Genomic DNA, 14,054 nt, shown 5'->3' with positions numbered 1-14,054 from the left:
AACGGAGCCGCCATCACCGGCTCTGTCGGTCCGCAGATGAGGCATGACATGGCAGTGCAGTTCGACATGTTTGCGCAGGAAGCGCACGAGACGAGACGACCGACGCCGCGCCGCGCAAGATCAACCGGCATGCCCGTAGAACCGGTCAGCGAGGCCAACCTCGTCGACGTCCTGACCGAAACCGGCCGCTACCGGATCCTTCGAAAGCTTGAGCCGCGCCCCGTCGCGAACGTCCTTGGACCCGGCTTCCCCTTGCGCGGCGTCCTTCTCGACACGGAGACGACGGGCCTTGATCATCGACGCAACGAGATCATCGAGATCGGCGCGATCGCGTTCACCTATAACGAAAGTGGCGAGATCGGTGACGTCTCCGGCGTCTTCGGCGGTCTGCGGCAGCCAAGCATCGCGATACCTGCCGAGATCACGCGTCTCACCGGCATCACGGACGCGATGGTCGCCGGGCAGGAGATCGACATTGAGGCTCTGGAAGCCATGGTGGTGCCCGCCGATCTGATCATTGCCCACAATGCCGCTTTCGATCGTCCCTTCTGCGAGAGTTTTCACCCCGCCTTCAGCCGCAAGGCCTGGGCCTGTTCGAATGCGGAAATCGACTGGTCGGCCCGCGGCTACGAGGGCACCAAGCTCGGCTATCTCATTGGCCAGGCGGGGTACTTCCACGAAGGCCACCGGGCTGTCGATGATTGCTTTGCGCTTCTGGAAGTTCTCGATCGGCGGGTCGACGGCGTGTCCACGGCCTTTTCGGAACTTCACGCGGCGAGCCGGGCCAGCCGTGTGCGGATTTACGCCGAGCACAGTCCCTTCGATATGAAAGACCATCTGAAGGCGCGGGGCTACCGCTGGGCCGATGGCAGCGACGGCCGGCCGAAATCATGGTGGATCGAAATCGCGGAGGAGGGCGTCGAGGACGAACTGCAGTTTCTCCGGAGCGAGATCTATCGCTATCCGGAGGCAGATCCACCGATGCGCCGGCTGACAGCCTTCGACCGATTTCAGGCATGATACCGGGGCGACGCAGGCCTGCTTCCATCGCATGGCTGCACTGCAAAGACGGATCTGGAAGCCGCTTCGGAGATCCCTATATTCCCTTTTAACGAAGCGATGCACCTCCTCCCGCAGAGCTTCGTTCTCAAGACGATCCCTTCCTCCTCCCGGGGACGTCTGCTCGAACATCGGCACTCCTCCTCCCAGCCCATGTTCGATCTGTTTGGAAAAGCCTGCTGCACCTCCTCCCGCAGCAGGCTTTTTCTGTTTTGGGCTTCCTGCATTTGCTGGAGTGGCGTGCTGACCCGCGCTTGGTCACAATGAAAAACGCCCCGCATCTATGCGATGCAGGGCGTGTATCGGGCCGTCTTCCGGGATTGTTTATCGAAACACGGCGGGCAGCCAGAGTGAGAGCGCGGGAATGTAGGTGACCAGGAGCAGGACCGCGACACTTGCGCCGAAGAACGGCCAGATGGTTTTCATCGCCTCGCGGATCGAGATGCCACCCACGGCACAACCGACGAAGAGGACGGTTCCCACCGGCGGCGTATTGAGCCCGATCCCCGCATTAAGGATCATCACCACGCCGAAATGCACGGGGTCGACGCCGAAGGCCTTGACGACGGGCAGGAGAACCGGAGTCGCGATGATCACCATCGGCGCCATGTCCATGAAGGTCCCGAGCAGAAGCAGGATGACGTTGATGACCAGGAGCACGATGATCGGATTGTCGGATATCGCGCTGATCGCCCCGATCATCAGGGTCTGCACCTGAAGAAACGCCATCAGCCAGCCGAAGGACGCGGCAGTCCCGATGACGAGCAGCACCATGGACGTGGTGCGTGCCGCGCCGAGCACGGCCTCGATGAAACCGCTCCAGTTGAGCTCGCGGTAGACCAGCGTGGCAACGAGGAACGCGTAGAGCACCGCGATGCAGGAGCTTTCCGTTGCCGTGAAGACGCCCGAGCGCACGCCGCCGAAGATGATGCCGATCAGGAGCAGTCCAGGGAAGGACGCGAGCAAATAGTAACCCAGGCGCCGGAAACCCGGAAACGGCTCGGACGGATAGCCGCGGCGACGGGCGACGATGTAGGCGGTGATCATCAGCGCACCCGCGAGCAGCATGCCCGGGATGATGCCGGCGGTGAAGAGATCGGCGACCGAGACATTGCCGCCCGCAGCGATCGAATAGAGGATCATGTTGTGGGACGGCGGGATCATCAGGGCGATGATGGCCGCGTTGACGGTGACGTTCACGGCGTAGCCGCGGTCGTAGCCCCGCGCCGCCATCTGCGGGATCATCAGGCCGCCGACCGCCGAGGCATCGGCAACGGCCGAACCGGAGATGCCGCCGAACAGGGTCGAGGCCACGATGTTGACCTGCCCGAGGCCGCCCTTGAGGTGACCGACAAGGCCTGCGGCAAAGCGGATCAGCCGGTTGGCAATGCCGCCGCGTACCATGAGATCGCCCGCGAAGATGAAGAACGGGATCGCCATCATGGCAAAGACGTTCATGCCGGAATTCATCTGCTGGAAGACGACGATGGGCGGGAGACCCATGTAGAGAACCGTGGCGACCGATGCGATGCCGAGGCAGAAGGCGATCGGCATGCCGATGAACATGAGAACGACGAAGGTTCCGAAAAGAATGCTGTAGGCCATTACGCGACCTCCGTCAGCACGACAACATCCGTGACTTCCTGACCGAGCGAGACGTCGATGAAGCGCTCCGCCGCGAACAGGGCAATCAACGCGCCGCCGGCGATCATGGGAAAGAAATCGACGCCGCCCGGCCAGCCGAGCACGGGGATGCGAGCACTCCAGGTGCCCATGGCCAGCAGTGTCGCATAATACACCATGGCGATCCCGAAGAGCGTGATGAGGCCGAGGCTGACCTGATCCATGATCTTCTGGATGGTGGGAGACACCATGTGGTGCACGAGATCGAGCCCGAGATGCACGCTCTCGCGCACGCCAACCGCAGCACCCAGGAGGATGAACCACGACATGAGATGCAGCGACAGCGGCTCCGACCAGCTCGGCGTGTCGTTGAGGACATAGCGTCCGAATACCTGCCAGCCGATGATCAGCGTCATCACGATGATGCCGAGGCCGGCGAGATAGAGCGCAAGTCGATTGAGCATGGCCAGACCGGGCCGCACGGACGACATGAAATGCCGCATGACAGAATCCTCCCAAAGAGCCGGTGGCATGCCCGCGCCGGCAAAGAAAAGACAGGCCCCGGAGAGGGGCCTGTCGAGAGCAGATGTTATTGAACGGCCTGGACGCGCTCGAGCAGGTCCTTCATCGCGGGGTCGGTGACGAAGCGGTCGTAGACGGGCTTCATCGCATCCGCGAAGGGCTTCTTGTCGACCTTGATGATGTTGTTACCGGCCGCACGGACCTTCTCCTCGGATGCTTTCTCGCGGGCGGTCCAGAGTTCCCGCATCTTGCCGACCGAGTCCTTGGCGGCCTGGCGCAGCAGAGTCTGGTCCTCGGGCGTCAGCTTGTCCCAGGAGATCTTGGACATGACCAGAATCTCAGGATTGAGCGAGTGTTCGGTCAGCGTGTAGTTCTTGGCGACTTCGTAGTGGCGCGCGGACTCGTAGGACGGCCAGTTGTTCTCGGCGCCATCCACGACACCGGTTTCCAGCGACGAGTAGACCTCGCCCATCGGCATCGGCGTCGGGTTTGCGCCGAAGGCCTGCATCATCGCGATCCAGAGGTCGGACTGCTGGACGCGGATCTTCATGCCCTTGAGATCGTCCAGTTTCTCGATCGGCTTCTTGGTCGTGTAGAAGGAGCGCGCGCCGGAATCGTAGAAGGCCAGCCCGACGAGACCATGCGGCTCGAAGGCCTTGAGCACTTCATCGCCGATCGGCCCATCGACCGTGTGGTGCATGTGCTCGGTCGAGCGGAAAAGGAAGGGCAGGCCAAGCACCGTGGTTTCCGGTACGAGGTTGTTGAAGGGTGCCGCGTTGACGCGGTTCAGGTCGATGACGCCAAATCGGGTCTGTTCGATCGTATCTTTCTCGTTGCCGAGAACGGCATTGTTGGACACCTCGATCTTGATGCGGCCGTTGGACCGCTCCGAAACCAGCTGGCCCATGTATTTGACTGCTTCGACGGTCGGATAGCCATCCGGATGAATGTCCGCCGAGCGCAGGGTGATTTCCTGCGCTTGTGCGGTCGAGGCGGCGAGGGCGATGCCCAGCGCCATGATCAGTTTGCCTGCGAAGTTCATGTGTTCCTCCACTTTTCAAAAACCATCGTCCGGCGCTCCACCGTCGAACGTGCGATACATCTTACGATCGGCTGTCCTGCCAGGCGGGAAGGCCGAAGAGTTCCTCGGGATTGTCCACCAGCGCCTGGCGCACCGCAGCCTCGTCGCCGATCCAGCCGAGAACCGTGTCGGTCAAGGCGACATCGTCCGGATAGGCATCCTGCGTCTTGGCCAGATTGTGCGGCCAGTTGCTGCCCCAGACGATGCGTTCCGGCGCATGGGCGGCCAGAACCTTCGAGAAGGCCGCAACATCCGCATAATCCGGACCGCCGGTACGCGACGACTCGTAAGCGCCGGCAAATTTGAACCAGCACCGGCCGCCATCCATCAGCTGTCGCAACGCCGTGATCTCCGGGCCGTCCGGCGTGGCGCCGGCAAAAAACTTCCCGTGATGATCGAACACCCAGCGCGCCTTCAGAGCCTTCAGGCGGGGGGCGTGATCGAGGATACGGTTTCCGTCGAACTGGACCGCCAGCATCCAGCCGCGGCTCGCCGCCATGGCATCGACCGTTTCAAGCGCGTCGAGCCCGACGGCGCCGCCCGGAAGATCCATGATGCGGACACCCACGACGCCGGCGGCCGAGAGCCGGTCGAGTTCACGCTCGCTGGTCGTCGCGTCGATAACGGCGACGCCGCGGGCGACATTGCCCATCTCGGCGAGGCAGGCGATGAGATTTTCATTGTCGCGCTGATGGGCGTTGCCCTGCGTGATGATGACGCGGTCAATGCCGAGCCAGGCCATGAAGGCGCGGTACTGATCGGCATCGGGAAGACTACCGGCAGGAAGGTCCGGCCCGCCCGGCTGCGCAGGATATCCCGGAAGGTACATATGCATCTGGCTGTCGACGGCGCCGGACGGAAAGACGGTCTTCGGTGCAGGGCCTGAAAGGGGTCTGACGAGCATTACAGATTCTCCCCGGCGTCCGGCATGCGGTATTCCTTGAGCGCGTCGCGGTCGACGTCGATGCCAAGGCCGGGGCCGTCCGGAATGGCGACGACACCGTCCACATGATCGATCGGCGTCTTGACCACCGCCTGGCGGAACGGATTTTCTGTGCGGTCGAATTCCAGAATAGGTTCGATCGGATTGACCCGAACCGGGCTCGGCACCATCGCCGCCATGAACTGGAGGGCTGCAGCGATATGCACGGCGGTGCCCCAGACATGCGGCACCACGCGGACGCCGTGCAGCGCCGCCAGATCGGCGATCCGGCGGGCTTCGGTAAAGCCGCCAGTGCCGGCGAGATCGGGCTGAAGGATATCGACCGCGCGCGTCTCGATCGGTTCGCGCATGCCCCAGCGGCTGTGCCAGGTTTCCCCGCCTGCAACCGGGATCGGCTGGCGATGGCGCACCTCGCGGTAGGCCGCCAGCTGCTCGGGCACGACAGGCTCCTCGAACCAGTCGATGTCCAGTTCGGCGGCAGCGTTGCCGAAGCGAACGGCATCGAGCGCGTCATAGCCGTGATTGGCGTCGACCATGATCCGGAAGTCCGGCCCGACCGCGTCGCGCACCGCCCGTACGATCGCAAGATCGTCGGCCACGCCGAAGCCGATCTTGATCTTGCTCGCGTGAAAGCCTTCACGCTGGTAACGCGTGATGTCGGCGACATTGTCGTCGAGACGGTTCACGCCGTCGCGCTTGAAGCTGCCGGTTGCGTAAGCACGGACATTGTCCCGGAAGCGACCTCCGAGCAGGGTCGAGACCGGTACGCCGAAATGCTTGCCCTTGATGTCCCAGAGCGCGATGTCGATCCCCGACAGGGCGGTGATGGCCAGACCACGCTGCCCCTGATCGCGAAGCGCATTGTAGAGCACGGCCCAGATCTTTTCGGTCTCCAGCGGGTCGGCGCCGATGAGCCACTGCGTGTAGGCCTTGACCACGGCGGCATTCGGCCGGGCAGGGCCCAGGCATTCGCCCCAGCCGACAAGGCCGTTGTCGCAGACCACCTCGACCAGAATATGGGCCCGCCGGTCGAACCGCATCGACGCGCTTTCGAACGGCGTCGGCAGCCGATATTCCAACAGGTGCGTATGGACGGCCGCGATCTTCACCTCAACGCCTCCAGGGGTCGATGAGCCGGTCGAGAATACCCTCTTCCTCGGCCGTCAGGTCGGACAAAGGAGGCCGGACCGCGCCGGCATCAAAGCCCTGCAGCCGGACGCCGGCCTTGACGGCGGCAACGGCATAGCCCTTCCGCCGGCTGCGCAGCGCCATGAACGGGTAGAAGAAATCCTTCAGGATCGTCTCGCAACGCGCCCGATCGCCGCCGCGAAGGGCGTCATAGAATTCGACCGCAAGCTTCGGAACGAAGTTGAAGACCGCAGACGAGTAGGTCGTGAAACCCGCTGCGAGATAGGCCTCTGCAAACAGCTCCGCCGTCGGCATGCCGCCGAGATAGGTCAGCCGGTCGCCCATGGTCGCCGAGATCTGCCGAATGAGGCCGATATCCCCGGTTCCGTCCTTGAAACCGATCAGATTGGGGCAGGCGTCGCACAGGCGCTGCAGCGTCTCGACCTGAATGACCGAGTTGTCGCGATTGTAGACCATGACGCCGATGCCGACCGACTGGCAGACGCGGCGCACATGCTCGAAGATGCCGTCCTGCGGCGCGTCGATCAGGTAGTGCGGCAGGAGCAGGATGCCGTCGGCGCCTGCCTTCTCCGCGCCGCGGGCGATCTCGATTGCGATCTCCGTGCCATAGCCGCAGCCGGAGACGATCGCCGTCTTGCCGGCCGCTTCCTTGGCGGCGCGGATGATGTCGGGAATTTCACGCGGGGCGAGCGAGAAGAATTCGCCCGTGCCGCCTGCGGCAAACAGCACCGGCGCCGGAAACCCGGCCAGCCATTCGACATGCCGGCGATAGCTTTCCGCCTGGAAAACACCGTTCCCGTCGAAATGGGTTACGGGAAATGACAACAGGCCGGCGCCAAGGGCGCGTTTGACGTCTTGCGGGTTCATCGGGGTATCCTCTTTGCCTCCTCCGGCACCCCGAGATCTACAAGTTCGTCAGACGGGTGTCAATAACCTGTCATACAGGTTTTCGGCTCTCGTGCAGAAGGGACCGGTACCGGGTCTGGCTTCCACGCAGATGGCGGCGCATGGCGTCGCGCGCCGCATCCTCATCGCCGTTGGAAATGGCAAACACGATGGCGCGATGCTCCTCGTCGATCAGCTTCAGGTAGGCGGTCTGGTCGGTTTCCTCCTCGCCGGTGCGAAGGGCTGCGCGCGGAATGACGCTGGCGCCGATCATCGACAGGAAGTCGCGGAAGCGGGGATTGTTGGTCGCCTCGGCGATCGCGAGATGAAGCGCAAAATCGGCTTCCGAGCTGGAGGTGCCGGCTTCCAGGCAGGCGCGAACGGCATAGTGCCGCTCGAGAATCACCTCTTCCTGCAAAGGAGAGCGCCGAAGTGCCGCCAGGCCGGCCGATTCGACCTCGACCGCCGTTCGCAGCTCGAGGACCTCGATCATCGAAGAGACCCGTGCCGGGTCGATATTCTGCAGGGACAATGCCGCAGGAACCATGGCCTGGGGCGGATCGAGCACAAACACGCCCGCGCCCTGCCGCGTGTCCACGAGCCGGTCTGCCCGCAGGCTTGCGATGGCCTCGCGCACCACGGTCCGGCTGACGCCGTGCGATTTTCCCAGCTGCGCCTCGCTCGGAAGTTTCGTGCCGGGCGGAAACCGACCATCCACGATGGCGGTGCGCAGGCTCTCTCCGAGTCTCGCCGTCAAGGTGCTGCCCGTGGCGCCGGTCTTGTTCATTCTCTACGTCCCCGCCTGAGTTGCGACTGCAGTATACGTGCATCCGGCGGCACTGATATAGCCGATCTGTTGACGCGATTCCAGCAGCCTGTATGATAACTTTGACAACAGAGGAGGAATTGCCCTTGAAACGACTGCTGGTAACCGGTGCTGCAGGTGGGCTGGGTCGTGCGATGCGCGAGCGACTGGGCAAATTGGCGGATGTCGTCAGGCTGTCCGACATCGCCGATCTCGGCGATGCTGCGCCGAACGAGGAATTGATGCCCTGCGACCTTGGTGACGCCGAGGCGGTCATGGCACTGGTCGAGGGGTGCGACGGCATCCTGCACCTTGGCGGCATCTCCGTGGAGGATACGTTCTCGAAGATCCTCAACGCGAACATTGCCGGGCTCTACAATCTCTATGAAGCCGCCCAGGCCCATGGACAGCCGAGAATTCTCTTTGCGAGCTCCAATCACACGATCGGTTTTTACCGTCAGGACGAGCACATCGACACCCGATCGCCAATGCGACCCGACGGCCTTTACGGCGTCTCCAAATGCTTCGGAGAGGCCTTAGCGCGGATGTATTACGAGAAGTTCGGGCAGGAGACGGCACTGGTCCGCATCGGCAGCTGCTTCGAGAAGCCGCGAAACCACCGGATGCTGGCAACGTGGATGTCGTTCGACGATTTCGAGTCGCTGATCGGCAGGGTCTTCCATGCCCCCTTGCTGGGCTGCCCGATCATCTGGGGCGTTTCGAACAATGATTGCTCCTGGTGGGACAACAGCGCAGCCGCCTATCTCGGCTGGCGCCCCAAGGACAATGCCGAACAGTTCCGGGCGGAACTCGACGCGCAGCTTCCTGCCCTTGCGAAGGGCGATCCCGCCGCACTGTTCCAGGGCGGGCCGTTCGTCGCGGAGCCGATCCACAGGGATCGCAAGGCGTGACCCAGCCCGCGATCACGTTTCGGATGCCACCAAGCCGCCGGTCCGGGCGATGATAGACAGAGAGAGCGGAGCGCCCATGAGCAGGGATTTGGCCAACATGCTGGTCGAGGCTATTCGTCAGGACAGTCTGGTCGACGGCGATACCGTGCCGCAACCGGATCTTGCCGACGCCTACGCCATCCAGTCGATGGTGCTGGAGCAGCTCGGCATCGCGCCGAAGGGCTGCAAACTCTCGTTGCGTGGCGACAGCGTGCTGAGCGCCCCGCTCCTCTCGGTCACGGAGCATGCGCACTTTCCCTATCAACCGGGCCTGAAGCTGGAAGTCGAGATCGCCCTCGTCCTCGGTCGCGATGTTCCTGTTCGGGCGCAGAGCTATCATCGGCAGGATATCCGCGATGCCATCGCCGAGGTCCGTCTCGGCGTCGAGTTCGTCCGAAGCCGCTACCTCGGCGGCCCCCAGAACCGGACGGGTCTGCTTGTCGCGGATCTCATGAGCAATGCCGGTTATCGTCTTGGACCTCCCCTCGACGTCGATGTACTCACGGAGGGAAGGCAGGCAGACCCCCTCCGTGTGACCGAGGGTACCCAACCTCTGTTCGATGCACTCGCCCGGCATCCGGATATCGATCCGCTGGCCGCTCTCGTCGTCTATGCCAATGGAGCTGACCGTCCTGCAGACAGCTTGCGTCAGGGCAGTGTGGTCACGACCGGATCGCTCTGCGGCGGCCTTCCTCTTTCCGGCGCGGGGTCGGTGTCGATCCTTCTTGGGCAACATGCCTGGACACTGGAGATAGCCGGATAGGGCGCGAGGGGCGGGTGTCCGTCAGCCGCGCGGAACACGCTCTGACACCACTCTTCTTAACCGATTGCCGGCGCATGCAAACAGCGCCGGCAGGGATCGTTCATCACAGATCGACATTTTTGCCATTCTTCGTCGTCATCGCACTGTAACGGACGTGTTTCCTTCAGAACATGCTTGAAAAACCGGTATTCGGTCGTATGTCTCAGCCGAACATCGCAGCCGCTGGATTGTCCCTCTGGCGCGGGTCCGGAAAATCGACGGTACGATGTCGACAAGGTCAGGATGAACGCCGAAGAACTCGCCGCACAACGCATCACCGCAATCCGTCGCAGTGGCCTTCTCGACAAGGCTGGAAACGAACAATTCGGACATCTGACCGAGCACGTTCGCGCCGCGCTTGAGGTTCCGGTTTCGATCATTTCCATCGTGGATGAGAACCGCCAGGTCTTTGCCGGCCATTGCGGGCTGCCGGAGCCATGGGCGTCCCTCGGTGAGACGCCGATCACGCATTCCTTCTGCCAGCATGTCGTCAGCACCAATGCCATCCTGACCGTCGAAGATGCGCGCCTGCATGACCTTGTCCGCGACAACAGGGCCATCGGCGATCTCGGCGTGGTCGCCTATCTCGGCGTTCCCATCTGTCTGCCGGACGGCCAGCTCATCGGGGCTCTCGCGGCCATCGACACGAAACCGCGGATCTGGGGGGAGCGGGACCGGAAGGCGTTGGAGACCCTTGCCAAAGTGGTCGAAAAGCAGATCGAGGTCGGTGTATCCGAGCTGATGTATCGCTCGCTGTTCCACGATATGCAGGAGGGCTACTACGTCGCGAGCGCTGTGCGCGATGTCGAGGGCGACATCGTCGATATTCGTTTCGAGGACGTCAACCCGGCGTTCCAGCGCCTGACGGGAATGACGCCGGAAACCGTTCGGGGAGCCACCTTGTCGGAGGTAGCGCCAGGCGTTCTCAGCGACATGATGCCGGCCTACCGCAGCGTTTTCGAGCACGGCGAACCGATCGTCCATGTCAACAGAGCCACAGAAATCGGCGGGAAGTGGTTCGAAAACCGCATCCGCCGGATCGGCTCCGACCAGATCGCCTCCGTCTTTTCCGACGTGACCGCCCGCAAGCTGGCGGAAGAACGTCTCCAGAAGAGCGAATCACACTGGCGCGGCCTCTTCGAGCAGCTCGAAGAGGGTTTCATCCTCGGCGAGCTTATTCGCAGCGCCGATGGCGAGGCTGTCGACTGGCGTTATGTCGAGGTCAACCGGGCTTGGGGCGACCTTGTCGGCATAGCGCCGTCCTCTGCCGTCGGGCGAACGGTCACGGAGGTGTTCAGCGGCGCCGAAGATGCGTGGATCCCGGCATTTGCCGAGGTCGTCAGGTCTGGCGAACCCCTCGTTTTCATCCGTCAGGTCGGCGAGACCGGCCGCTGGTACGAAGGTCATGCACAGCCTCTCGACAAGGAGCGTTTCGTGGTGCTCTTCGTCGAGGTCACCGAACGCCTGAAACTCGAGGCCGAACTTCGCGATCAGCAAAGGCAGCTGTCCACGATCATCGACACCATGCCGGTCGGCGTGCTGCTTGCAGAGGCCCCGACAGGGCGCATCATCCTGCAGAACGAACGGTCGCAGCAACTGCTCGGCCACGACGCCACCGCGGCCCAATCGGTGGAGGACTACGCCATCTTCGTCGCCACGCAACATGATGGCTCGCCCTTCGATCCGCAGCAGTACCCACTGGCGCGCATCATGTCCCGGGAATGCGACCGAGCCAAAGCCGAGGTGCTGTATCACCGGCCGGATGGCAGCAAGACCTGGATCTCCATCGTCGGCGAAGCCATCAAGGATCTTTCCGGATCACTTTCGGGCGCCGTCGTGGTGGTGACGGACATTTCGGACCGCAAGATGGTCGAGGCCGAAAAGGAACTGATCAACCGGGAAATGGCGCACCGGCTGAAGAATATGTTGGCCATGGTGCAGGCGATTGCAACGCAGACGCTGCGCCCGGTGACGGAACAGGTGCACGTCCGAACCTTTGAAAAGCGGCTGCACGCGCTCAGCCGTGCGCATGATGTTCTGCTGCACGACAATCACGATTCTGCGCCGATCCAGGCGATCATGGCAACGACGCTGGAGAGTGTGGCGCCCGCAGACCGTTTCGACCTGCGCGGCCCCCGCACCATCGTCGGACCCAAGGGCGCCTTGTCGCTGGCACTGCTGCTGCACGAGCTCGGCACGAACGCCGTCAAGTATGGTGCCTTGTCGAACGAGCACGGTCGCGTTGCCATCGACTGGTTCATCGAAGGCACGGGTGCCGAACGTTCGCTGCACCTGACATGGCAGGAAACCGGTGGACCGTTGGTCACGCCTCCGGAACGCAAAGGCTTCGGCTCAAAGCTGCTCCGCATGGGACTGGCCGGCTCCGGCGGGATCGATGTCGATTACGCGCCTTCGGGTCTGGTCGTGAAAATGCAGGCCCTGCTGTCGCAGCTGCAGCAGACGGAATAGGCGTTTTCGCACATTGTCTGCAACAACAATGACCGGGCCTCGCTCAGCGAAGCCCGGTAAAAACGCGCCTGACCTTTATGAAGACCTATCCGTCCATCTGTGACCGTGCCGACCAGATCTCGCGCACGGACGGCGCCGCGACGAAGCTGGACGGCTGGCTGGAAGCGGGCGGCGGATCGGAGATACCTTCGCCGAGATAATTCAGGGCGGACAGGAACCCGCTGCGCGAAAACGGTTTTGCGATCACGCCGTGGGCGCCGGAAAAGTCTTCCGGGATCTTCTTCGGATTTGCCGTCACGAAGACGATCACCGCAGCCGGCCACCGATCCTGGATCAGCCGCGATACATCGAGACCGTTCGTTCCGCGCGCAAGCTGCATATCCACCAGCGCCAGATCCGGGGCGGACTCGGTGGCCATGGCCTCGACTTCGTAAAGCGATGCTGCTTCGCCGACGACATGGTGCCCGGCTTCTTCGACCATCATCTCCACATCCATGGCCAGAAGAGGTTCGTCCTCGACAATGAGGACCCGCAGGGCTTTGAAAGCCGTGGGGGAGGGGGTCATGATGTCTGCTCCATTTCCGGTATTCTCAAGGTGACGCGTGTTCCCGTCGGCAGACGGTCCCAGGCGACCGTCGTGCCACTCTGCGGCGACAGGCGTTTGATCAAAGCGTGTCCGAGGCCCGTCGATGCAGGATCCATGATCAGGCCGACACCATCATCCTCGATGGCCAGCGTTGCCGTCTCGCCGTCGCGCATGGCGACAATAGACACTGATCCCGCTCGGTTCTCCCGCAGCCCGTGCTTGATGGCATTGGTCAGAACCTCGTTGAGGATGAGGCCGAGGGCTGACGCATGCTCTGACCGCACCTCGATCGGCTCGATGTCGCATCGCAGCCGGATATTGCTGCGGCCGCTGGCGCCGATCACGTCGGAGGCAAGGTTGGCGGCGAAAGCGGCAACGTCGAACCGTGTCACGTCCTCCGCCTGGTAGAGGCGGCGATGAACCGTTGCCAGCGCATCGATCCGCTCCATCATGGTCTCGAGCTTTGCGCGTATGTCCGCATCGTCGATCGAACGGACCTGGAGGCGCAAAAGCGCGCCGATCATCGTCAGATTGTTCTTGACGCGGTGATCGACCTCATGAAGCAGCAAGGTCTTGGCTTCCAGAGCTTTTTCGAGATCGGCCGTGCGGCGCCTCACCTCGCTGTCAACAGCTGCCTTCTGCGCGGCAATCGTTTCCTGCGCCATGACGCGATCGGTAACGTCGAGCTGCGACGCAAAAAAGAACTGAACCTCTCCGCTCGCACCCCGAACCGGGCTCAGGAACAGCGCGTTCCAGAACGTCGAGCCATCCTTGCGGTAGTTCAGGAGATCGATATGGATGCTTTCCTCAGCCTCGATGGCGGCGCGGATCTTCGACACGCTGGACGGGTCGGTGTCGGCACCCTGCAGGAAACGGCAGTTCCGACCGATAATGTCCTCGCGGTCGTAGCCGGTCAGCTTCTGGAACGCCTCGTTGCAGAAGACGATCGGATTATCAGGCTGCGACGGGTCCGTGATGACCATCGCCATCCGGGTCGCACGCACGGCGGCGGCAAACGGATCACCCCGGCCATGCTCGTAATCGAGGATTTCCGTGAGATGCCAATCATCTTTCTGGCTCATGCATACTCCAGGCGCCGAAAAGAGGGCAGTTACAACGGCACCTCACAATGCCCTCATACCGCCATTTGTTCCGGCCATATGAGAATCTGCGAAATTGC

13 protein-coding genes are annotated in these 14,054 nt (G+C 62.7%); 4 read left to right on the top strand and 9 right to left on the bottom strand.

The window, feature by feature from the left end; translation table 11 throughout:
- The first annotated feature begins 48 nt into the window (after positions 1-48).
- On the top strand, positions 49-1,020 hold the full coding sequence (locus ASG25_RS09295) for a 3'-5' exonuclease (RefSeq protein ID WP_062474393.1): 972 nt from the start codon (positions 49-51) through the stop codon (positions 1,018-1,020).
- Positions 1,021-1,383: 363 nt separating this feature from the next.
- Here ASG25_RS09295 and ASG25_RS09290 read toward each other — a convergent pair whose 3' ends face one another.
- From ASG25_RS09290 to ASG25_RS09260, 7 genes are all read right to left on the bottom strand, one after another.
- A complete protein-coding gene (locus ASG25_RS09290; RefSeq protein WP_062472822.1) occupies positions 1,384-2,664 on the bottom strand; it encodes a TRAP transporter large permease in 1,281 nt (426 codons plus the stop codon).
- Positions 2,664-3,185, bottom strand: coding sequence for a TRAP transporter small permease (locus ASG25_RS09285; RefSeq protein ID WP_062472819.1), 522 nt, complete (start codon positions 3,183-3,185; stop codon positions 2,664-2,666). Before ASG25_RS09285 ends, ASG25_RS09290 begins: the two co-directional genes overlap by 1 nt.
- Positions 3,186-3,271: 86 nt before the next feature.
- Positions 3,272-4,246 (bottom strand): TRAP transporter substrate-binding protein, encoded by a 975-nt coding sequence (locus tag ASG25_RS09280; RefSeq protein WP_062472817.1) that lies wholly within the window; start codon positions 4,244-4,246, stop codon positions 3,272-3,274.
- Positions 4,247-4,307: 61 nt separating this feature from the next.
- Entirely contained in the window at positions 4,308-5,189 is an 882-nt protein-coding gene (locus ASG25_RS09275; protein ID WP_062472815.1) for an amidohydrolase family protein, read from the bottom strand.
- Positions 5,189-6,337, bottom strand: a complete 1,149-nt coding sequence (locus ASG25_RS09270; protein WP_062472813.1) for a mandelate racemase/muconate lactonizing enzyme family protein — start codon at positions 6,335-6,337, stop codon at positions 5,189-5,191. Before ASG25_RS09270 ends, ASG25_RS09275 begins: the two co-directional genes overlap by 1 nt.
- Before the next feature lies 1 nt (position 6,338).
- Positions 6,339-7,244: a 5-dehydro-4-deoxyglucarate dehydratase gene (kdgD, locus tag ASG25_RS09265; RefSeq protein WP_062472811.1), complete on the bottom strand. Its 906-nt coding sequence runs from the start codon at positions 7,242-7,244 to the stop codon at positions 6,339-6,341.
- A 70-nt stretch (positions 7,245-7,314) separates the two neighbouring features.
- On the bottom strand, positions 7,315-8,049 hold the full coding sequence (locus tag ASG25_RS09260; RefSeq protein WP_062472809.1) for a FadR/GntR family transcriptional regulator: 735 nt from the start codon (positions 8,047-8,049) through the stop codon (positions 7,315-7,317).
- 125 nt (positions 8,050-8,174) lie between these two features.
- On the opposite strand from ASG25_RS09260, the gene ASG25_RS09255 reads away from it, so the two are divergent.
- The 3 genes from ASG25_RS09255 (at position 8,175) to ASG25_RS09245 (ending at position 12,288) form a co-directional block, all read left to right on the top strand.
- Positions 8,175-8,978: an NAD(P)-dependent oxidoreductase gene (locus ASG25_RS09255; RefSeq protein ID WP_062472807.1), complete on the top strand. Its 804-nt coding sequence runs from the start codon at positions 8,175-8,177 to the stop codon at positions 8,976-8,978.
- Between the two features lie 76 nt (positions 8,979-9,054).
- A complete protein-coding gene (locus ASG25_RS09250) occupies positions 9,055-9,780 on the top strand; it encodes a hypothetical protein (protein ID WP_062601272.1) in 726 nt (241 codons plus the stop codon).
- A gap of 282 nt (positions 9,781-10,062) precedes the next feature.
- Positions 10,063-12,288, top strand: a complete 2,226-nt coding sequence (locus ASG25_RS09245) for a PAS domain S-box protein (protein WP_062472803.1) — start codon at positions 10,063-10,065, stop codon at positions 12,286-12,288.
- A gap of 85 nt (positions 12,289-12,373) precedes the next feature.
- On the opposite strand, the gene ASG25_RS09240 is transcribed toward ASG25_RS09245, so the two are convergent.
- Complete coding sequence (locus tag ASG25_RS09240) at positions 12,374-12,853, bottom strand: response regulator (RefSeq protein ID WP_062472801.1); 480 nt, start codon at positions 12,851-12,853, stop codon at positions 12,374-12,376.
- Positions 12,850-13,956 carry a PAS domain-containing protein gene (locus tag ASG25_RS09235; protein ID WP_062472798.1) on the bottom strand — a complete coding sequence of 369 codons (1,107 nt, stop codon included), beginning with the start codon at positions 13,954-13,956 and terminating at the stop codon, positions 12,850-12,852. Before ASG25_RS09235 ends, ASG25_RS09240 begins: the two co-directional genes overlap by 4 nt.
- Positions 13,957-14,054: the final 98 nt, after the last annotated feature.

The organism is Rhizobium sp. Leaf384 (genome assembly GCF_001424065.1).
Classification (GTDB): Bacteria; Pseudomonadota; Alphaproteobacteria; order Rhizobiales; family Rhizobiaceae; genus Ferranicluibacter.
The sequence above is the reverse complement of the archived record's forward strand: the minus strand, read 5'-3'. Positions and strand labels throughout refer to the sequence as shown.

What these genes read in the sequence shown, in the direction of transcription:
- ASG25_RS09295 (WP_062474393.1), top strand. Translation starts at nt 49, where the DNA reads ATGGCAGTGCAGTTCGACATGTTTGCGCAGGAAGCGCACGAGACGAGA.
- ASG25_RS09290 (WP_062472822.1), bottom strand. Translation starts at nt 2,664, where the DNA reads ATGGCCTACAGCATTCTTTTCGGAACCTTCGTCGTTCTCATGTTCATC.
- ASG25_RS09285 (WP_062472819.1), bottom strand. Translation starts at nt 3,185, where the DNA reads ATGCGGCATTTCATGTCGTCCGTGCGGCCCGGTCTGGCCATGCTCAAT.
- ASG25_RS09280 (WP_062472817.1), bottom strand. Translation starts at nt 4,246, where the DNA reads ATGAACTTCGCAGGCAAACTGATCATGGCGCTGGGCATCGCCCTCGCC.
- ASG25_RS09275 (WP_062472815.1), bottom strand. Translation starts at nt 5,189, where the DNA reads ATGCTCGTCAGACCCCTTTCAGGCCCTGCACCGAAGACCGTCTTTCCG.
- kdgD (WP_062472811.1), bottom strand. Translation starts at nt 7,244, where the DNA reads ATGAACCCGCAAGACGTCAAACGCGCCCTTGGCGCCGGCCTGTTGTCA.
- ASG25_RS09260 (WP_062472809.1), bottom strand. Translation starts at nt 8,049, where the DNA reads ATGAACAAGACCGGCGCCACGGGCAGCACCTTGACGGCGAGACTCGGA.
- ASG25_RS09250 (WP_062601272.1), top strand. Translation starts at nt 9,055, where the DNA reads ATGAGCAGGGATTTGGCCAACATGCTGGTCGAGGCTATTCGTCAGGAC.
- ASG25_RS09245 (WP_062472803.1), top strand. Translation starts at nt 10,063, where the DNA reads ATGAACGCCGAAGAACTCGCCGCACAACGCATCACCGCAATCCGTCGC.
- ASG25_RS09240 (WP_062472801.1), bottom strand. Translation starts at nt 12,853, where the DNA reads ATGACCCCCTCCCCCACGGCTTTCAAAGCCCTGCGGGTCCTCATTGTC.
- ASG25_RS09235 (WP_062472798.1), bottom strand. Translation starts at nt 13,956, where the DNA reads ATGAGCCAGAAAGATGATTGGCATCTCACGGAAATCCTCGATTACGAG.